Raw genomic sequence first — 17,614 nt, 5'->3', positions numbered from 1 at the left:
GAAAGCACACTAGTGCACTACGAACCGTAGCGGGAGCGCTTCGGCCACTCGAATACTGAACTAGAGCACCGACCTGTCAAGAGGTCGGCCATGTGACGTTCGAAAGGTGGCGATGTGCAATGACGGAGCCGACCAGGTACTCGACCCCGCCGGTCGAACTCCCCTTGTGCCTGGCCCCGGAGCCGGCACCCGTCGACGGCTGCGCGGGTTGCGCCGAGCTTGCCGACGTGCGCGATCGGGCCCGCGCGGTCGGCGACATGACCACCGTCAGTGACTGCAACGTCTCCATGCGACGCCACCCGGAGGGCCACCAATGAGCCCCCGCGCCGTCTACCGGCACGCCACCCCCACCATCCGCCATGCCCCCGAAGGGGGTGTCACCCACGAGACGTTCTGTGTCACCGCCGGCTGCGGCGACGAATCCGGCGCCCGCGGTGAGCAGGCTGCCGCACAGGGCTGGGCACCGCGCCGCGCCGGACGCACCGGCCACGACGTGTCCAGACGCTTTGTCACCGACCACGCCGAGGCCACCCGGGCCGAATGCCCCCCTCGGCTGCCGGAACAGGGCCCGCACCCACGGGGGTGGCGCAGGGGGTGCCGTTCGTCGCGATCACCGTTGGCCGTCTCGGTCGCCTCCGGACCGCCGACCGTGGGCCTGACGCGCCACGCGGCCCGGGACGGGTGCGGCGCCGTGGAATCCGGCCGGAAGCGCACGGACATGCGTCGTGGGGATTGACGGGCGCGGCGCCGCGCCCGATAGTCCCTAGTTGGGATCTTGGGAGCGCTCCCACGCGGTGGCGCGGAAGCCTCCGCGCACATGCGTGCGTACGCGCGTTCGCCGGACCGTCGATCGGGCCGGCCGGCAGAGAGGACGGGCGGCATCACGACCAGGAACCGAGCCCCTTCACCCGGTCCCCCGTCCCGCCGAACCGTGCCGCCCGCCCGGCGGCCGGTCCGCCTCCGCGCCACGGCGCTCCCGGCGCCCTGCCCGTGTCCATCCACCGCCCCCTCATCCCCGAGGAGCGTCCATGCCCGCCTCACCCCTCGGCCGACCGCAGCGATTCGGCCGGCTCCTGGCCCTGTTCCTCACCTGTCTGGCGGCCCTCGCCACGGGTCTCACCGCCCAGCCCGCCGCGGCCGCCCCGGCCGCCCCCACCCGGGTCATGCTGCTGGGGGACTCCATCACCGGTAACAACGGCTGCTGGCGCGCCCTGCTCTGGCAGCACCTGCAGTCCACCGGGTACACCGGCGTGGACTTCGTCGGCACCCAGCGGAACCCCTGGTGCGAGGGCGAGTTCGACATCGACAACGAGGGGCACGGCGGCTTCCTGGCCACCGGCATCGCCAACAACAACCAGCTTCCCGGCTGGCTCTCCGCCACCGACCCGGACATCGTCCTGATGATGCTCGGCACCAACGACGTGTGGAGCCACCTCCCGCCGTCCACCATCCTCGGCGCCTACACGACGCTGCTGGGCCAGATGCGCGCCCAGAACCCGGACGTGAAGCTCGTCGTCGCGCAGATCCCGCCCATGGACCCGGCCGGCTGCGGCGACTGTGCCCAGGGCGTGGTCGCCCTCAACAACGCCATTCCCGGGTGGGCCGACGCGCACAGCACCGAGCGGTCGCCGATCACCGTGGTCGACCAGTGGACGGGCTTCAGCACCGCCACCGACACCACCGACGGGGTGCACCCCAACGACACGACCGGGATACGGAAGCTGGAGAGCCGCTGGTACCCCGCGCTGACCGCGGCCCTCGACGGCGCCGGACCCGGCCCGGGCCCGGACCCCGTCCCGGCCGCCTGCAAGGTGGCGGTGACGACGAACAGCTGGAACAGCGGCCTGACCGCCTCCCTCACGATCACCAACACCGGTACCGCACCGGTCGACGGCTGGTCGCTGGGCTTCACCCTGCCCTCGGGCCAGACCCTCACCAACGGGTGGAACGCCACCTACAGCTCCCGTTCCGGCGCGGTGACGGCCACCAACGCCGCGTACAACGGCCGCATCGCCCCCGGCGCCGGTGTGAGCATCGGCTACCAGGCCACCCACACCGGCACCCCCGCCGTACCCACCGCCTTCACCCTCAACGGCGCCCCCTGCGCCGTTGCCTGATCCACGGGCGGGTAGACGGCCGGGGAGACGACCGGCGGCGCGGCCCCGCGGCGACGAGCCGCCGCGGGGCCGCGCCGGTGTGGACGGGTACGGCCATGGGTCCCCGGCCGTCCCGACCGTGCGCGCGGCCCGGGCCGTCAGCGCCGCAGGGTCACCGGGACGGTGGCGGAGTCCACGAGGCGACCGTCCTCCGGGGAGTCCCAGGAGGCGGTCAGGGTCCCGGCGCCCTCGCGCGTGGCCTGGAACCGGACCGTCAGGTCGAAGGTCCCGCGCGTGCCGTTGCCCGAGGAGGCCATGCCGTGCACCTTCGCCGCGGCGCGGCCGGTCGCGTCGGTGAGCCGCAGGCCGAAGCCCGCCTCGAAGGTGTTCGCGGTCCCCCACACCCTGACCGGGCTGCGGACGGTGTCGCCGATCATCGGCGACTCCACGAGCACGGCGGGGGTGAGGTCCTCGAAGTCGGCCCGGCCGACCGGGCGGGTGAGGTCGACGCCCTCGCCGCCGAAGCGGCTGACCGGCTTGCCGTCGAGCGCGAACCGCACCGACTTCACCGCGGGGAAGCGCGTGGCCGTGAAGACGACCTGGGCGAGCCGGGTGCGCAGCGCCGGGGTGTCGCCCCCGTCGTCGTACCGGCCGGTCAGGTCGACGGTGGCGATGCCGTCGCGTACGGCGAGGGACCTCAGTTCCGTCCCCGCCGGGATCGCCGTCGTCCGGTCGTGCCGGCGTTCGAAGCCGTTCGGTCCCGACAGCAGGGCGCGCAGGGCGCCGGCCGCGGTGGCGGGGGCGGTCACGGAGCGGGAGGCGGGCGACACCCGTCCGCCGTGCAGGAAGTAGACGGCGACCCGTACCTGCTTGCCCGCCGCGGACGGGGTGGCGGGCCGGGTCGTGTCCGGGGGCGGGGTCGCCGGCTCGGGCGGTGTGGTGCGGCCGGGGGACGCGGCGCCGGACGTCGGCGGCGGGGCGGCGGTGGTGGCCGGGTCCGCCGGCGCGGACGATCCGGTACGCGGCGCGTCCCCGGGCGCGACCGCCCCGCCGGTGCCCGCCGCGCACGCGGAGAGCGTGAGCGCGAGGACCAGCGCGGAGGCGAGCGGCGCCGACCGCGACCGCCGGGCCTGTGCAAGTGTCGTACGGGTCCGAAATGCCATGGCAGCCTCCTCCGTCCCCTCAAGGACGCACCGTCGCTCCTCCGCGGGTTGGATGGTCGGGTACCCCGTGTTTCACGCCCTGTAGCCCTGTTCGACCGTCATCCTCCCACGCTGTCCGGATCGTGGGGGTCCGGTGCCGGGAAGTGGCTGCCGTCCGCCTCCGGTCGGCGGCACCAGCCGGCACCGGTCGCCGCGCCGTTGCCCGTACGGGCGGCACGGGCGCCCCCTCGACGGGCGCTCCCCTCGACGGGCGCCGCTCCTTGACGGGCGCCGTTCCTCGGCGGGCGTCCCTCCTCGACGAGTGGGGCCGCGCGGCTCAGGCGTCCGCCGGGCGCAGCAGCCGCGTCTCCCAGGCGGGTTCGAACCGGGGACGCATCAGTACGACGCCCTGCTGGGTGGCCACGGCGAGGTCGAGGTGAGGGCTGCCGGGCCGGGCGGTGAGGGAGGTGACCAGCGCGGGGACGGGGGCCGACCACACCCGTTCCAGGCTCGGCAGGTGGAACAGGCCGACCCCCTGCTCGTCGCTGATCGCCAGCAGCGCGTCCCCGCCGGGCGCGAACCCCGTCCACAGCAGCCTGCGCGCGGGGACGGGCAGGGGGCGGGCGGGGGCGTCGGGATCGGCGGAGTCCCAGACGACGACCCGGCTGAGGACGGTGTCGTCGACGCCCGCCCCGTCCAGGTGGACCAGGAGGGGGCCGCCGTCGGGCAGGTCGGCCCAGCGGAGGAGGTGACCGTGGCCGGGGGCCAGGCTCCTGAAGGACAGGGGCTTCTTCCGGCCGGTGTCCGATCCGCTGTGAACGGTGTGGACGCGCCCCTCCCGGAGGTCGAGCACGGAGGCGTCCCCCACGCGGCCGTCGAGGGCGACGAAGCGGGTACCGGCCCCGCCGTGGTGCGGGACCAGCGTCGACAGCCCCGCGGGCAATTCCCTCGGCGCGGGGTCGAGGAGCCGGCGGGCGCCCGCGTCCCAGAGGTATCCGCGCGCGGGCGCGTCCGCCGCGTCCGGGTCGTGTTCCACATAGCGGTGGTCGAGCGTGAAGTCGCCCTTCAGCAACTGCCGTACGGCGACCATGAGGACGGCGCGGCCCGCTTGGTCGGTGAAGCCGGTGGAACACATGGTCATGGTCGCGGGGTCCATGGCCCACGGGGCGTCGTCCCGGTGGGCGTCGCCGGAGGGGTCGACGGTGAGGAGGTGGGCGTGGAGGGGGTCGTACCCGACCACGCGGGGGGTGTGGGGCGCGGTCGACGGCGGGATCAGATGGCAGTCCGTGCCCGACGGCACCGCGGCGAGGGGGTCCGGGCGGATGTGGTCGACCCTCCCGTCCCCGTGGAGTCGCTGCCACTCGAAGGTGACCTTGAACCCCCGCCAGTCCTCCGCGTGTTCCCCCAGGGAGACGTCCCTCCTCGTCAACGCGTGGATCGTCCCCGTCGCGTCCTCGGCGAGGTGGGCGTCCCGCGGCTTGTGGCTCTCCGGCAACGGGGCCGGCACGAGGGGGGCGTACGCCGGTCCGGACCGGTCCAGCGCGGACCAGTCCGCGAGGCGGAGGCCACTCCAGGAGCCGACCACCAGATCGTGCGGGCGTGCGGCCCAGCCGCGGACCAGTTCCGTGCTGGCCGTCGCCAGCCCCCTCTCCCCGACCCGCTCGTCGCGGCCCGCGGTCCGCAGTTCATCGAGGTGGCACTGCCAGAACCGCGCCGTTCCGTCGTTGCCGACGGTCAGGACCTCGGGCGTGCCGCTCACCGACGATCCGAGCACGTGCAGGCCGCACACCGCGCTCTCGTGCACCTGCAGCGTGGCCACGCCCCTGCCGTCCGTGCAGTCCCAGAGGGTCACCTCGCCCGTCATGTCGTCGGTGAAGGCGTAGACGCGCCCTCCGTGGTCCTCGGGCAGCGGGGTGACGTCGTGCCACCCGCCCATCGGCATCGCCGAGATGCGGCCCGAACCGATGGAGTGCGCCTCCAACTCCTCGTGCGTCCGCAGGAGGAGCACGCTGCCGTGCGCGGAGTGCTGGACGAAGCGGTGGCCGCCGCCCCACGAGACGTGGGGCGCCGCCACGGTGGAGGCGGCGCCCGACACGCAGTCGAGCAGCGTGACCCGGCGGGCGGCGGCGTCCCCGTCCTCCCCGTCCAGGAGTGCCACCACGGGGGAGCCGGAGCGGACCGGGGCGCGCGCCAGGAGATGGGGCTCCCGCAGGCCCTCCAGGAGGGTCCTCGGACCCGACGCGCCCCCGAGCGGGTACCGGGTCACCGCTCCGCCGGCTCCGCCGACCACGACCAGGTGGGACCCGTCGCCCTCGCCGTACACCAGGAAGGCGGCGACCGCCCGGTCGACGGGGACGCGCAGGACGGTCCGGCCCGTGAGGTCCAGGACCACCACGCCGCCCTTGTCGCGGCACACGACCGCGGGGGCGCCGTCCGCGAGGCGCCCCGCGTCCAGGAGCGCGTCGTACCCGTTTCCGAGGACCCGTGCGACGGTCTGGTCCACGACGTCCCACAGGCGCAGGCCGCCGGCGTCGTCGAGCGTGACGGCCAGGGCCCGGCCGGGCACGGCGCGCGGCACCTCCAGCGCCCTGACGGCGGCCGGGTGCGGCAGCACGGTGGCACGCGCCGGATCGTCGACCGGCCACACGTGGACCTCCGGCGTGTCGGTCTCCGCGGCGAGCACGACACGGGTCCCGTCGGGCAGCGTCATGTCGTCCATGACCCATCCGCGCGTCACCGAGGTCGTCGAGTAGGTCCCGCCGTCGTACCGCCCCACGATCCGGTGGGGCGTCACCGGGCGGGCCTCCACGCGTACGCGCCGCACCGACGGGGAGAGTTCCTCCGCGCTCCGGGCCAGGTCGTGCGCCCCGTGGGCCTCGGCCGCGAAGGCGAGGCGGGCCGCCCGGTCGTAGCTCGGGGGCGCCGAAGTCCCCAGCACGTCCGCGCAGCGCTCGACCGCCATGGCGAGCACCGGGTCGCACGACGCGTGCCGCACGGCGGGGAGGAGCCCGGCCGGGTCGGCGGCGAGGAGGAACGCCGGGTCCGCGACGAGGGCGCGGATCGATCCGGCCGCCGCCGCGTGGGTGGCCAGGTGCCCGCGTACGTAGGGCAGGGCCCGCGCCCACTCCCGGGCGGGGGTGAGTTCCAGGAGGACGTCGACGAAGCACTCCTGCAGGTCGCGCAGGTCACGGTGGGCCAGGACGCGCTGGCGGAGGTGGTCGGTGAGCAACTGGTGGTAGAGGCGGAAGTGCCTGGCCCCGGCAATCTCGACCGCGGTGAGGTACGAGCCGTCCTCCTCGACCAGTTCGTCGATGTCCGCCTCCCGCAGCGCGAGGCCGGAGAGGCGGGCCGCCACCCTGACCCAGACCCGGCGGGGCAGGCCGTGGCCCTCTCCGAAGGCCAGTGCGGTGAGCAGGGCCATCGCCGTCGCGTGCCGGGCGCGCGGCAGGCGGCGCAGGTACGCCTCGAAGGCCCCGCCCACGTCGGACGGGAGGGTCTCGGCCCAGCCGGGGACGGTCGTGTCGAGGGGTTCGCCGCGCAGCAGCGCGCTGGCGGTCATCCGCGCCACGAGGAAGCAGGGGCCCGCCCGTCGGGCCACCTCCCGGGCGATCACGTGCGCCTCGGCGGGCCGGTCGGCGTACGGGGAGCCGGTGTCGGTGAGGACGCGGCGGACGTACTCGGCCGCGTCGGTGTCCGCCGCGTACCACGGGCTGTCGAGGTCGACGCGGCGGGCGTGTTCGCCGAGGTGCGCGAGGAGTTCCCGGCGCGAGCCGACGACGAGGCGTACGCAGGGCACCGCGCCGAGGGGGCGCAGCAGGTCCCAGGCGATCCGGCGGGCCTCGGCCTTGTCGCCGGCCGGTCCGGCCTCGTCGAGCGAGTCGACGACGACGCGGAACGGCGTGCGGCGCTCGGCGAGCGCCGTCAGCAGCGCCGCGGGGTGGGCCGCCCGGACGTCGGCGCCGGCGGCGAGCCGGTCGACCAGGGTCTCCAGCGTCTGGTGGCGGGCGTTGACGGAGACGTCGCAGCCGCCGTCGAGGACGATCCGGCCCAGCACGGCCGACTTGCCGGATCCGGGTGCGGCCGTGACGACCAGGGCGCCGCGTCCGCCGGGGCCCTCCAGGTGGGCCCGCAGGGAGGAGAGGGCGTTGCGCCGTCCGGTGAAGTAGGAGCCCGGGTCGTGGACGTGTTCCACGCCCCGGCCGCGGGGGTCGAAGTGGGTGGAGAGGTCGGTGGTGTCGCCCTGCGCGCGGCCGTCGCCGCGGAGTTCCGCGGCCGGGTCGTGGCGGGGGTTGGGGAAGAACGGCGGCAGCTCCGTCTGGTTCGTCGCGGAGCAGGCCGCCCGCTGCCGGCGGCCGTCGGCGGCGAACGCCTCGCTGATCCTCGTCGCCACCGCCGACGGCGCGAGGTAGCGCTGCGACGGCCCGTCTCCCCTTCCGCAGACCTCCGCGAGGCGGGTGACGAAGGCGCCGTCGTCGGCGAGGTCGCGGTGGCGGGCGGAGGCGAGGACCCAGGTGCCGGCCCCGTTGGTGTCGCCGCGCGGGCGGGCGGCGACGATGCCGTCGGTGACGGACTGGACCTCGGCGCCGCCGAGGGCCGCGTGGCAGGCGTCGATGACGAAGAGCACGTTGCGGACGGGGGAGGCGGCCAGGGTCTCCGCGAGGTTCTGCGGCGACAGCCAGGACCGGGGGCGTCCTTCGCGGCTGTCGGCGCAGGCGAGCCGGTAGGGGCCGCCCGGGGTGGGGCGGTCGCCGTGGCCCGCGTAGTAGAGGACGACCACGTCGTCGGGGGTGAGCGGGGCGTGCGCGCACCACTCGGCCACGGCGTCCTCGAGGTCGGCGGCCGTGGGGTTCTCCGACACGTCCGTGAGCACCCGCGTGTAGCCCATGGCGGGCGAGGTGAGGAACTCCGTCATGCGTTCCACGTCGCGGAGTGCCTGGTCCAGGTCGGTGAGCCCGGAGTCGGGACGGTACGCGGAGGTGCCCGCGGCTATCAGGTACCGCATCAGGCGGGCACGTCCTCCCGCCCCAGGCCCGCCAGGACGGCGCGCCCCGTCTCCTCGGCCGTGAGGTAGCGGACCGCGTCGTGCACGTGGGCGCCGTTGCGCACGGGCACGTCGGTCACGCGCGGCCCGAAGGCCGGCCGCAGTTCCCGTACGACGGCCACGATGTCGGTGTCGTCGGCGATGTTGGTCCAGGCGCGCAGGGGCCGGGGCCACCACGCCCTGCGGTTCTCCGCCGGGGGGCGGAGGCGGTCCAGTACGAGGGCTCCCATGCCGAGGGGCGAGCCGAGGGTGACGAGCATGTGGACGTCCCAGTCGGGGCGGGCCTCCCCGCACAGCGTCTCGTAGGCGACGACCGAGCCCAGCGAGTGGGCGACGACCACGCGCGTGTCGGCGTCGATGTGCGCGGCGAGGCGCCCGCGGGCCTCCCGGCGCACGTCCTCGTCACCGAAGTAGCCGGTGAGCTGCTTCAGGTCGGCGATGAGCGCCTTGTCGAGGACGCCGCGGAGGAACGAGGCGCCGGTGAGCGCGTCCAGGGCCGCCCGCACCCGCCTGATCCGCAGCGACCGGGAGAGCGCCCGCCCGGCGGCTCCGCGCGTACCGGGCGCGTCCGGCGGCGGGACGCCGGGGTCCGTGCGGGCGGCCTCGGCCCACCACTCCATCAGGAGCTCGAACTCGTCGTCCGCCTCGACGTCCGCGGCGTCGTAGTCGGGTGTGTCGCCCCCGCGGGTGGCGCGGGGGCGGAAGAGGTCGCCGTAGAACGCGACGGCGACGTCGGCGGGTTCGGGTACGGGGCCGCCGGCGAGCCGGACGCCGCCCAGGAGTTCGGGGACGGTGTCCCGGGCGAGTGAGTCCTCGCTGAGGTACTGCTTCCCGACACCGTGCACGAAGACGACTTTCGCCACGCACCCCTCCTCGCGTAGGCGGCCAGCGTACTCGCGCGGCCGGCCGGGACGGTGAACGCCGGGGTTCCCGGTCCCGGCTGCTCCTCCTGGTCGAGCTCCTCCTGGACGGGCGGCTCGGGGACCTCGCGGAGGTCCTGGGCCGGACCGGGTTTGCCGCCTTTCCGGGCTTGCTCCGCCTTGGTGGCGGGGGTCGCGTGCCGGTCGCTGTCGGCGTCGACGCGTACGGAGTGGGCCACGTCGTCGCGGTCGGTGTGCTCCTCGGGCGGGATCCCGCGCAGGGCCTTGATGACCTCGTCGGAGGCTCCCGACCGGCGGGCGGCGTCGATGAGGTCGTCCTTGTCGGCCGGGAAGTCGACGTTCTTGATCGCCTGGGGGGTCTCCGGAACGCTGGCGTGGGCCATGTCCCTCCTTCACTCACGTGGGCCGCGGTGTGCCGGACTCGGGGTGCGAGCGGCGTGCGGGGCGTGGCCGGGCCCCCGGCGGCGCACGGCGGGATCAGCGGGGCGTCCGACGCCCCGCACGGCGGAACCGGCGGGACGTCCGACGGGTGGGGCGCCGGCACGGGCCGGGGCGCTGTGGCCGGTGCCACGGTGCCGGCCCGGGCAGGGGGCCGTGCCGAGGGCGGGAGGGCCCCGTCACACCGGCACGGCCCTGCCCGACCACAGCCATCCGCCTCCCGGCCTCCTGACGGCCTCGTCCGCGCGCGGCACCGCCCGCTCCCGCCGGCCTGGCCACGCGCCTCCCGATCGGCCATCGGTACCGTCCGGACGAGTGAGCCTCCCCCGGACCACGCCCGCGGCCCCGAAGCACCACTCCCCCGCCCGCGGCCGGACGGGGCGGACGGGCGGAAGGGCGGGCCTGGGAGCGCGGGAGGAGACCGCCGCAGAGCGGGCGGGCGGGCAGGTCGGCGGCGCGGAAGGACCGGAAGGGGCATGAAGGCCGTCCCGGTGGGTGCCGGAGGGGGACGCCGGAGGCCCGGCTTCGCCGCACGAGCCGCCGAGCCCCTTCGGCCCGGCCGCGTTCCCCGGGGTTTACGCGGTTGCTCCGAGGAGACAGAGTAAGTGTGCCGCGGTGCCCGCTTCCGATCATGAGGGAGCACGGGAACATCAGCACCGCGGGGGACGCGTCTCCTGGCGCCTGTCATCGCGGCACACCAATGCTCTTTCCGCGGCCGGTACGGCGTCGTGACCGTAGCGGGCCTCCCCCGGCCCCTCCCGCGGGCCCGACTGCCCGGACGAGCCCCGCCCGGAGGGCCCCCGGGCGACACGTCCGGGGCGGGACGAAGCCGAGCCCCCGGTCGTCCGGAAGCCGGGCCCCGCAGCAACCGCCGCGCCGAACGGGCGCGGGCACGGGCAGCCTTGCTGCCGGGTGTCGACGGCTCCGCGCGGGCCCCCCACGCCACGGGCCGCCCCGCCCCAGAGGGCGGCCCCGGTGGGGACGGCCGGCGAAAGCGGGGTAGTCGGACACCAGGAGCGAAGAGGGCCCGCGCGGGGACGCGGAGGACCGGGTGGCCGGCGGCGAGCCCGCCACCGGTCCGCCACCGATCCGTCCGCGCGCCCCGGCCCGAGGGGCGGGTGAGGGACCCGGACGGTCTCACCGGGGCGGAGGCGTCGCGGATGACCGGCCGCCTGCGGCGCACCCCGCCCCGTACGGGCGGGGCGGACGGCCCGGAAAGCGGCCCGGGGCGGACGGCCCGGAAGACAGCCCGGGGCGGACGGGCCCGGGAGACGGCCCGGAAAGCGGCCCGGGAAGCGGCCCGGCGGGCGACAAAGGGCCCTGGGGCGCCCGCGCCGCCGGAGCGACGAGGAGGCGACCATGATCGGGAAAGACGCGGAGGACGCCGCGGGCCTGCTGGCCCGGACCGCCGCCGACGTGTTCGGCTGGGACACCCTGAGGCCGGGGCAGCTGACCGCCATGGAAGCGGTGTTGGCGGGCCGCGACACGCTCGTGGTCATGCCGACCGGCGCGGGCAAGTCGGCGGTGTACCAGGTGGCCGGGGTCGCGCTGCCCGGGCCGACCGTCGTGGTCTCCCCGCTCATCGCCCTGCAGCGGGACCAGATCGCCGGACTGCCGGACCACGGCGGCCCGGCCGCCGTGGCCGTCAACTCGGCGCAGGGATCCGGGGAGACGGCGGCGGCCTGGGAGGCGGTGCGGCAGGGGGACGCCGAGTACCTGTTCCTCTCCCCCGAGCAACTGGCGAAGGACGAGGTGGTCGAGCGTCTGGCTCGGGCGGCTCCCTCTCTCTTCGTGGTCGACGAGGCGCAGTGCGTCGCCGCCTGGGGCCATGACTTCCGCCCGGACTACCTGCGCCTGGCACCCGCCGTGCGGCGGGTGGGCAGGCCGCCCGTCCTCGCCCTGACGGCCACCGCCGCACCTCCCGTGCGCGAGGAGATCGCGCGGCGGCTGGGCATGGAGGATCCCGTACTGGTCGCGGCCGGGTTCGACCGGCCGAACATCACCTTGGAGGTCCGCCGCTTCACGGAGGACGCGGACAAGCGCCGGGCGGTGGTGGAGCGCGCGGCGGCGGAACCCAAGCCCGGCATCGTGTACGCCGCCACCCGCAAGGACGCCGAGGGCTACGCGGCCGAGCTCGCCGGGCTGGGCCTGTCGGCCGCGGCCTACCACGCGGGGCTGCCCGCCGGGGAGCGGTCCCGGGTGCACGAGGCCTTCCTCGCCGGACGCGCCGACGTCGTCGTCGCCACCTCGGCCTTCGGCATGGGCATCGACAAGGAGGACGTGCGGTTCGTGCTGCACGCGTCCCTGCCCGGCTCCCTGGACGCCTACTACCAGGAGATCGGGCGGGCGGGGCGCGACGGCGAACCGGCGTTGGCGGTCCTCCACTACCGGCCGGAGGACAGCGGCCTGCAACGCCTGTTCGCCGCGCGCACCCCCGACGAGGAGACCCTCGGCGAGGTCGCGGAGGCCGTCCACGACCGGGAGGGCCCCGTGGGGCTGGACGAGCTCGGCGCGGAGACCGACCTGTCGCGCCGCCGGGTGACGGCCGCCGCCAACCTGCTGGAGCAGGCCGGCGCGGTGCGCACCGACGACGACGGGGAGGTGCGCGCCCTGCCCGGCATGACGGCCGACGACGCCGCCGAGCGGGCGGCGGGGGCGGCGGAGGCGCGCAGGAGGCTGGAGGAGCCGCGGCTGGACATGGTGCGGGCGTACGCCGAGACGCCGGGCTGTCGCCGCCGCTTCCTGCTCGGTTACTTCGGCGAGGCGTACGAGCCGCCCTGCGGCCGGTGCGACGCGTGCCGCGCCGACTCCACCGACTCGGCCGACCCCGCCGGCGGCACGGCCGCCGAAGGCGTGACGGCCCCGGGCGACGCCCCGCCCGCACACCCCGCGGCCGCCTCGTACCCCACGGGGACACGGGTCCGGCACCGCGAGTGGGGGGACGGCACGGTGATGAGCGAGGAGGGGGACCGGATCACCGTCCTGTTCGACTCGATGGGGTACAGGACGCTCTCCCTGGCCGCGATCGCCGACCACGGGCTGCTCACGGTGCGTACGGACTCCGCCGGCTGATCCCGGCGCCGCCCCGGCGGCGGGGCGGCGCCGGAAAGGCCCGTGGCCCCGCCGGACCCCGCCGTCCACGGGCCCGCGGGCGCCCCCGTACCGACGTGCGTACCGGCGCCGAGCGCCTGCCGTTCCGACGCGCGTACGCCGCCGGATGCCGGTCCCCCTTCGGTGCCCGGCGGCGTACGGACCCCGCGTGGCCGGCCGCGTCGGCCTTGCCCCCTCGGGCACCGGGAGGGCACTCTCTGTGACCGGCTGCCAGGTGAGAGCGCGGAAAGCCCGGGCACAAGAAGCAGCAACCGAGGGAGGCTGCCGTGGATGGTGACACGCTGGGGTTGGAAGACGTCCTGGCGGAGGCGGAGAACGCCTCCCCGGTGGATTCCGTGGAGGTCGTGGCACGAAACCTGCAGAAGCGGTTCGGAGCGGCCTGCGTGTCGTTCCTGTTCGTCGACCTCATCGGGGAGGGGCTCGTACGGCTCGCCACGGCGGACGGCACGGCGGACGGCTGCGAGGCGACGCGCATCGTCCTGCGGGACAGCCTGTACGAGAAGGTCCTGAGATCCCAGCGCCTGCACGTGGAGGCCGACGGGGAGGGTGGCCACCGGGCGGTCGCGCCCGTCACCAACCGCGGCGACTGCGTCGGCGTGCTGGAGATGACGCTGCCCCACGTCGACGAGAGGGTGCTGCGGCAAGTGGGCGAGGCGGCGCACGCGTTGGCGTACATCATCGTCACCGACCGGCGCTTCACCGACCTCTACCACTGCGGCCGGCGCACCACGCCGATGAGCCTGGCCGCCGAGATCCAGCACCACCTGCTGCCTTCCGCCTCGTGCTGCGAGGCCGCCCAGTTCTCCGTGGCCGGGGGGCTCGTGCCCGCCGACGACATCGGCGGCGACACGTACGACTACGCCGTCGACCAGGACACGCTGCACCTGTCCATCACCGACGCCATGGGGCACGACACCGACTCCGCGCTGCTGGCCACCCTCCTGCTGGGCGCGCTGCGCGGTGCCCGGCGCACGGGTTGCGACATCGCGGAGCAGGCCCGCCGGGCGCACCAGGCCCTCCTCGACCACGACCGGGGCCTGGCCACCGGCCAGTTGCTGCGCATCTCCCTCGACGAGGGCTCCGTCCAACTGGTCAACGCCGGTCACCCGCGGCCCCTGTTGCTGCGCGACGGCACCGTGGAGGAGCTCCCCCTGCACGCCAACCTCCCCTTCGGCGTCCCCTCCCCCCACGCCCACCTGGTCCAGCGGTTCTCCCTGCGTCCGTACGACCGGCTGGTCCTGCTCACCGACGGCATGCAGGAGCGCGCCGCGGCCGACGCGGACCTGATCGGGCTCATCCACGACACCCGTCTCCTCCACCCGCGCGAGACCGTCCGGGCCCTCGTCACCGCCGTCCACGACGCCTGCGGGGGCAGTTTGAGGGACGACGCCACCGTCCTGTGCCTGGACTGGTACGGCGCCCACCCCGCCGGACGGCGCTCCGGTGCCGGTGGCGCCCGGGCCATGATGCCGAAGCCCCGGTCGGGGGACCTGCCCCCCTCCGGGTGAAGCGGCGCGGCCCTCCGTGGCGACGGCGCGGGCACGGCCGGGGCAGGAAGTCCGCGACGGCGGATGCTTACGGCGGCGACACGCGGGCACGCGGGGTGGTACCCGAAGGTCGGGCAAGAACGGAAGGAGCCACCGTGTCGTTTCTCTGGGCCATCATCGCGGGTCTGATCATCGGTCTTGTGGCGAAGCTCGTCCTCCCCGGACGGCAGCCCATCCCCCTGTGGCTGACGGTCGTCCTCGGTATCGTCGGCGCCGTCGTGGGAAACGCGCTCGCCTCTGCTTTCGGTGTGCGCGACACGGGTGGCATCGACTGGATCCGTCACATCTTCCAGGTGGGCGTCGCCGCTCTCCTCATCTCCTTCGTCAGCCCCATGTGGGCCCGGCGGCACGCCTGACACGGCTGAGCTCCGCCACCGCAGCCCCGTCGGCCGCCGGCCGACGGGGCTTTCGTCCGCGTGGACCCGCCGCTTCCCATGGGGGGGCGTCCGTTCGGGCGGCGTGCGCGGCCGGCCGCCGGGGACGGCGCACCGCGCGCCGGGCACCCGGTGTGCGGTGCCCGGCGCGCGGTCGCGGACGGGGGTGGTGACGGGGCTCCGGCCGGGCCGGAACCCCGTCGGCGGTCAGTTGACGGGGAAGTTGTCAGGGGTGCTGATCCGGGCCTTGAGCAGGGACCCCGATTCGTTCAGCACGCCGCTGCTGCTGTAGTCGCTGCCGCCGCAGGTACCGGGCCGGAACGCCGCGCTGCTCTCGGGCGCGTCGGAGTAGGTCCAGTTCGCGTAACCGATCTTCAACTGGTCGAGCAGGTCCAGCCACGCCGTGGTGCTCGCCCGGTCCATCGTTCCGCCGCCGGTGGCGGTCACCGTGCCGAACTCGCTGACGAAGAGCGGCAGTTTCGAGGCCGCGCGGCTCAGCGCGGCGCGATAGGTGTCCTTGTGGCTCGCGGCGTAGAAGTGGAACGCGTACATGATGTTGGTGGCGTTGACGGGGTTGTTGATGACCTCGCTCTCGTTGGAGCCGTCCGAGACGCCCAGCGAGGACCAGCCGCGGGTGCCGACGATGACCACGGCGTCCGGGTCGGCGGCCCGGATCACCGGGATGACCTGCTCGGCGTAGCTCTTGACGGCCGCCCAGCTCACGCCGTTGGGCTCGTTGGCGATCTCGTAGATCACGTTCTTCTTGCCGGCGTTGCGGGCGGCGACGGACGCGAAGAACGTCTTCGCGCGGTCGAGGTTGTAGTTCGGGTCGCCCGGCGTCAGCGTGTGGAAGTCGATCACCGCGTACATGCCGCGGGCCTCGGCCATGTCGACGAGGTTGTTCACGCGGCTGGTGAAGCCCGCCGGGTCGGTCTCGTAGCCGCTCTCCTGCACGTACATGGCGATGCGCAGCAGGTCGGACTTCCAGTCCTTCGCCAGCGCGTCCAGCGACGCGTTGTTGTAGCACCGGCTGAACCACTGGATGCCGTGCGTGCTCATGCCCCGCAGCTGGATGGGGCGGTTGTACTGGTTGCACAGGTGCACGCCGCAGACGTGGAGCTGGCCGTTGATTCCGACGGGGGTGCCGTCGTTCGGACCCGGGTCCGGCCCGGGGCCCGGGCCGGGCGGGGGCTCTTCGACGGATCCCGTACAGGCGACGCCGTTGAGCGTGAACGCCGTGGGCTTGGGGTTGGCGCCCGTGAAGGAACCCACGAATCCCATCTCGGTCGACGCGCCGGTGGCCAGCGTGCGGTTCCAGTCGGCGCCGGCGGCGGTGACCGTGGAGCCGGACTGCGACCACGTGCCGCTCCAGCCCTGGACGACCTTCTGCCCCGCGTCCGGCAGGGTGAACTTGAGGGTCCATCCGCTGACGGGGTCGCCCAGGTTGGTGATCTTCACTCCGGCCTGGAAGCCGCCCTGCCACTGGCTGGTGACCGTGTAGTCGACCTTGCAGCCGGTGGCGGCCGCCGCCTGGGGGCTGGACAGCGCCGTGAGCCCCAGGGCCGTCGCACAGGTCGCCAGTAAGGCCAAAAAGCGTTTCAAAGCACTCCTCCTCATAGGAAGCGGAACCAGTCATGGGAGCGCTCCCACAGCCCATTGGTCCGAGACCGTACACCGGCCGCCGATGCGTGTATAGACATCCGGACGCCGAACGGTGCGACGGGTCGAACGGCCGCCGCCCCCAGGGGACCCCTCGGCCGAGGACGCGGGCGCCGGCACCCGGCACACCCGTGCGGGCCGTCTCCCCACCGGCCGCGGCCGTCGCGCCCTCACCGGTCGGGCGCGGTTCCGCCCGGATGCGGGAGGGCGCGGCGCCCGGCACCCCTCGCTGCGGGCGCGGCTCCCTACGGGCGGGCGGCGTCCCGGGCCCGCGCCGGCGGGTCCGAGGAGCCCGGTGACGGGCGCCGGGCAGGGGAACGGCGCCTCACCGAGCAGGAGCGTCGGCGTCGTCCAGGACCTCGCGAGGGCGGCGGCGCCCGCAGCGACGAGGCGGACCGCGCCCCCTCCGACGGCGCCCGTGACCAGCCCACCGACGGTTCGGGACGACAGGACACCAGATGAGGACGCCCACCGCCCGACCGATCCGCGACGCGGTGACGAGCAGGCCGGATCGCCCGCTTCCGGCAGGCGTCGCGCAGTGGTGGAGCCGGCCGGCAGGCCGGCGCGTCACCGCCCCTGTCAGCCGCGGGGCCGGGTGGGCCACCGGAGGGCGAACGACCGGGAAAGGGGCGAAGCCCCCCGCGCCCCCACTCACCTCGCCCGAGGGTCGCAGGGCCGTCCTCCAGCCCACCGATCTCACCTCACGGACATAGGTGTCCGATGAACGGACTCGCCTCGCCGTATAACGGTCTTATTTCGTTCGCTGTCATTTTCGAATGCCACCGACAGTAATGTGATCTGCATCACTCACCAGTAGGGGTCGGGCGTGGTAGAACTGCGCAACTCCGCAGGTCGCACCACCCATCGCGGCCGAGCGGAGTGCCGGTACACACACCGGCTGTACGACCAGGGTGATCACGGTCCGAGTCCGCGGGCACGCCACCCAGGGTCGCCGATCGGACAACGGCGTTCGCTCAAAGACCGCACTTCTTCCCGGCGCACCCTCCTGTGCGCCGGTACTGCGCCATCGAGGTAGCCACCGTGTCACTCGACTCCATCACCACGTCCGTCGACGAAGCCGTCAGCGGCCTCTTCGAGCCCATAGCCGCCTGGCTCGGGGAAGTCGTCTTCTATTCCGTTCCCGTCGCGGGGACGGAGCTCCCGCTCATCGTCGCCTGGCTCGTCGTCGCCGGCCTGGTCTTCACCGCCTGGTTCGGGCTCGTGCAGATCCGCAAGTTCAAGCTGGCCATCGACGTGGTGCGCGGCAAGTACGACGAGGAGGGGTCGGCCGGTGAGGTCAACCACTTCCAGGCGCTGACCGCCGC

Annotated in this window: 10 protein-coding genes and 2 pseudogenes; 7 read left to right on the top strand and 5 right to left on the bottom strand. The window is 74.8% G+C overall.

Features of this window, described 5'->3' with window-relative positions:
- The first annotated feature begins 119 nt into the window (after window positions 1-119).
- From AC07D6_RS03375 to AC07D6_RS03365, 3 genes are all read left to right on the top strand, one after another.
- A complete protein-coding gene (locus tag AC07D6_RS03375) occupies window positions 120-317 on the top strand; it encodes a hypothetical protein (RefSeq protein ID WP_479041609.1) in 198 nt (65 codons plus the stop codon).
- Window positions 314-736: a DUF7848 domain-containing protein gene (locus tag AC07D6_RS03370; RefSeq protein WP_479041607.1), complete on the top strand. Its 423-nt coding sequence runs from the start codon at window positions 314-316 to the stop codon at window positions 734-736. Before AC07D6_RS03375 ends, AC07D6_RS03370 begins: the two co-directional genes overlap by 4 nt.
- A 292-nt stretch (window positions 737-1,028) precedes the next feature.
- On the top strand, window positions 1,029-2,117 hold the full coding sequence (locus AC07D6_RS03365) for a cellulose binding domain-containing protein (protein WP_479041605.1): 1,089 nt from the start codon (window positions 1,029-1,031) through the stop codon (window positions 2,115-2,117).
- Between the two features lie 137 nt (window positions 2,118-2,254).
- Here AC07D6_RS03365 and AC07D6_RS03360 read toward each other — a convergent pair whose 3' ends face one another.
- From AC07D6_RS03360 to AC07D6_RS03345, 4 genes and pseudogenes are all read right to left on the bottom strand, one after another.
- Window positions 2,255-3,259 (bottom strand): GerMN domain-containing protein, encoded by a 1,005-nt coding sequence (locus AC07D6_RS03360; RefSeq protein WP_479041603.1) that lies wholly within the window; start codon window positions 3,257-3,259, stop codon window positions 2,255-2,257.
- Between the two features lie 316 nt (window positions 3,260-3,575).
- A complete protein-coding gene (locus AC07D6_RS03355; RefSeq protein WP_479041601.1) occupies window positions 3,576-8,240 on the bottom strand; it encodes a caspase family protein in 4,665 nt (1,554 codons plus the stop codon).
- The gene (locus AC07D6_RS03350) at window positions 8,240-9,142 is read right to left on the bottom strand and encodes a hypothetical protein (RefSeq protein ID WP_479041599.1); all 903 of its coding nucleotides are present in this window, start codon (window positions 9,140-9,142) and stop codon (window positions 8,240-8,242) included. Before AC07D6_RS03350 ends, AC07D6_RS03355 begins: the two co-directional genes overlap by 1 nt.
- Window positions 9,143-9,384: 242 nt before the next feature.
- Window positions 9,385-9,543 (bottom strand): annotated as a pseudogene (locus AC07D6_RS03345) (DUF2795 domain-containing protein); the annotation flags it as partial.
- A gap of 1,414 nt (window positions 9,544-10,957) precedes the next feature.
- Between AC07D6_RS03345 and AC07D6_RS03340 the strand changes: the two are divergent.
- The 3 genes from AC07D6_RS03340 (at window position 10,958) to AC07D6_RS03330 (ending at window position 14,612) form a co-directional block, all read left to right on the top strand.
- Window positions 10,958-12,670, top strand: a complete 1,713-nt coding sequence (locus AC07D6_RS03340) for a RecQ family ATP-dependent DNA helicase (protein ID WP_479041597.1) — start codon at window positions 10,958-10,960, stop codon at window positions 12,668-12,670.
- A 305-nt stretch (window positions 12,671-12,975) separates the two neighbouring features.
- Window positions 12,976-14,217, top strand: a complete 1,242-nt coding sequence (locus AC07D6_RS03335; RefSeq protein ID WP_479041595.1) for a PP2C family protein-serine/threonine phosphatase — start codon at window positions 12,976-12,978, stop codon at window positions 14,215-14,217.
- A gap of 134 nt (window positions 14,218-14,351) precedes the next feature.
- On the top strand, window positions 14,352-14,612 hold the full coding sequence (locus AC07D6_RS03330; protein ID WP_315879092.1) for a GlsB/YeaQ/YmgE family stress response membrane protein: 261 nt from the start codon (window positions 14,352-14,354) through the stop codon (window positions 14,610-14,612).
- Between the two features lie 225 nt (window positions 14,613-14,837).
- Here AC07D6_RS03330 and AC07D6_RS03325 read toward each other — a convergent pair whose 3' ends face one another.
- Window positions 14,838-16,232 carry a cellulase family glycosylhydrolase gene (locus AC07D6_RS03325; protein ID WP_315879093.1) on the bottom strand — a complete coding sequence of 465 codons (1,395 nt, stop codon included), beginning with the start codon at window positions 16,230-16,232 and terminating at the stop codon, window positions 14,838-14,840.
- A 1,098-nt stretch (window positions 16,233-17,330) separates the two neighbouring features.
- Here AC07D6_RS03325 and AC07D6_RS03320 point away from each other — a divergent pair.
- Window positions 17,331-17,614: pseudogene (locus AC07D6_RS03320) on the top strand (D-alanine glycine permease); the annotation flags it as partial.

This window comes from Streptomyces sp. NPDC045287, from assembly GCF_056432325.1.
This window is presented reverse-complemented; position numbering and strand designations above follow the sequence as displayed.

What these genes read in the sequence shown, in the direction of transcription:
- AC07D6_RS03340 (WP_479041597.1), top strand. Translation starts at nt 10,958, where the DNA reads ATGATCGGGAAAGACGCGGAGGACGCCGCGGGCCTGCTGGCCCGGACC.
- AC07D6_RS03365 (WP_479041605.1), top strand. Translation starts at nt 1,029, where the DNA reads ATGCCCGCCTCACCCCTCGGCCGACCGCAGCGATTCGGCCGGCTCCTG.
- AC07D6_RS03375 (WP_479041609.1), top strand. Translation starts at nt 120, where the DNA reads ATGACGGAGCCGACCAGGTACTCGACCCCGCCGGTCGAACTCCCCTTG.
- AC07D6_RS03360 (WP_479041603.1), bottom strand. Translation starts at nt 3,259, where the DNA reads ATGGCATTTCGGACCCGTACGACACTTGCACAGGCCCGGCGGTCGCGG.
- AC07D6_RS03370 (WP_479041607.1), top strand. Translation starts at nt 314, where the DNA reads ATGAGCCCCCGCGCCGTCTACCGGCACGCCACCCCCACCATCCGCCAT.
- AC07D6_RS03355 (WP_479041601.1), bottom strand. Translation starts at nt 8,240, where the DNA reads ATGCGGTACCTGATAGCCGCGGGCACCTCCGCGTACCGTCCCGACTCC.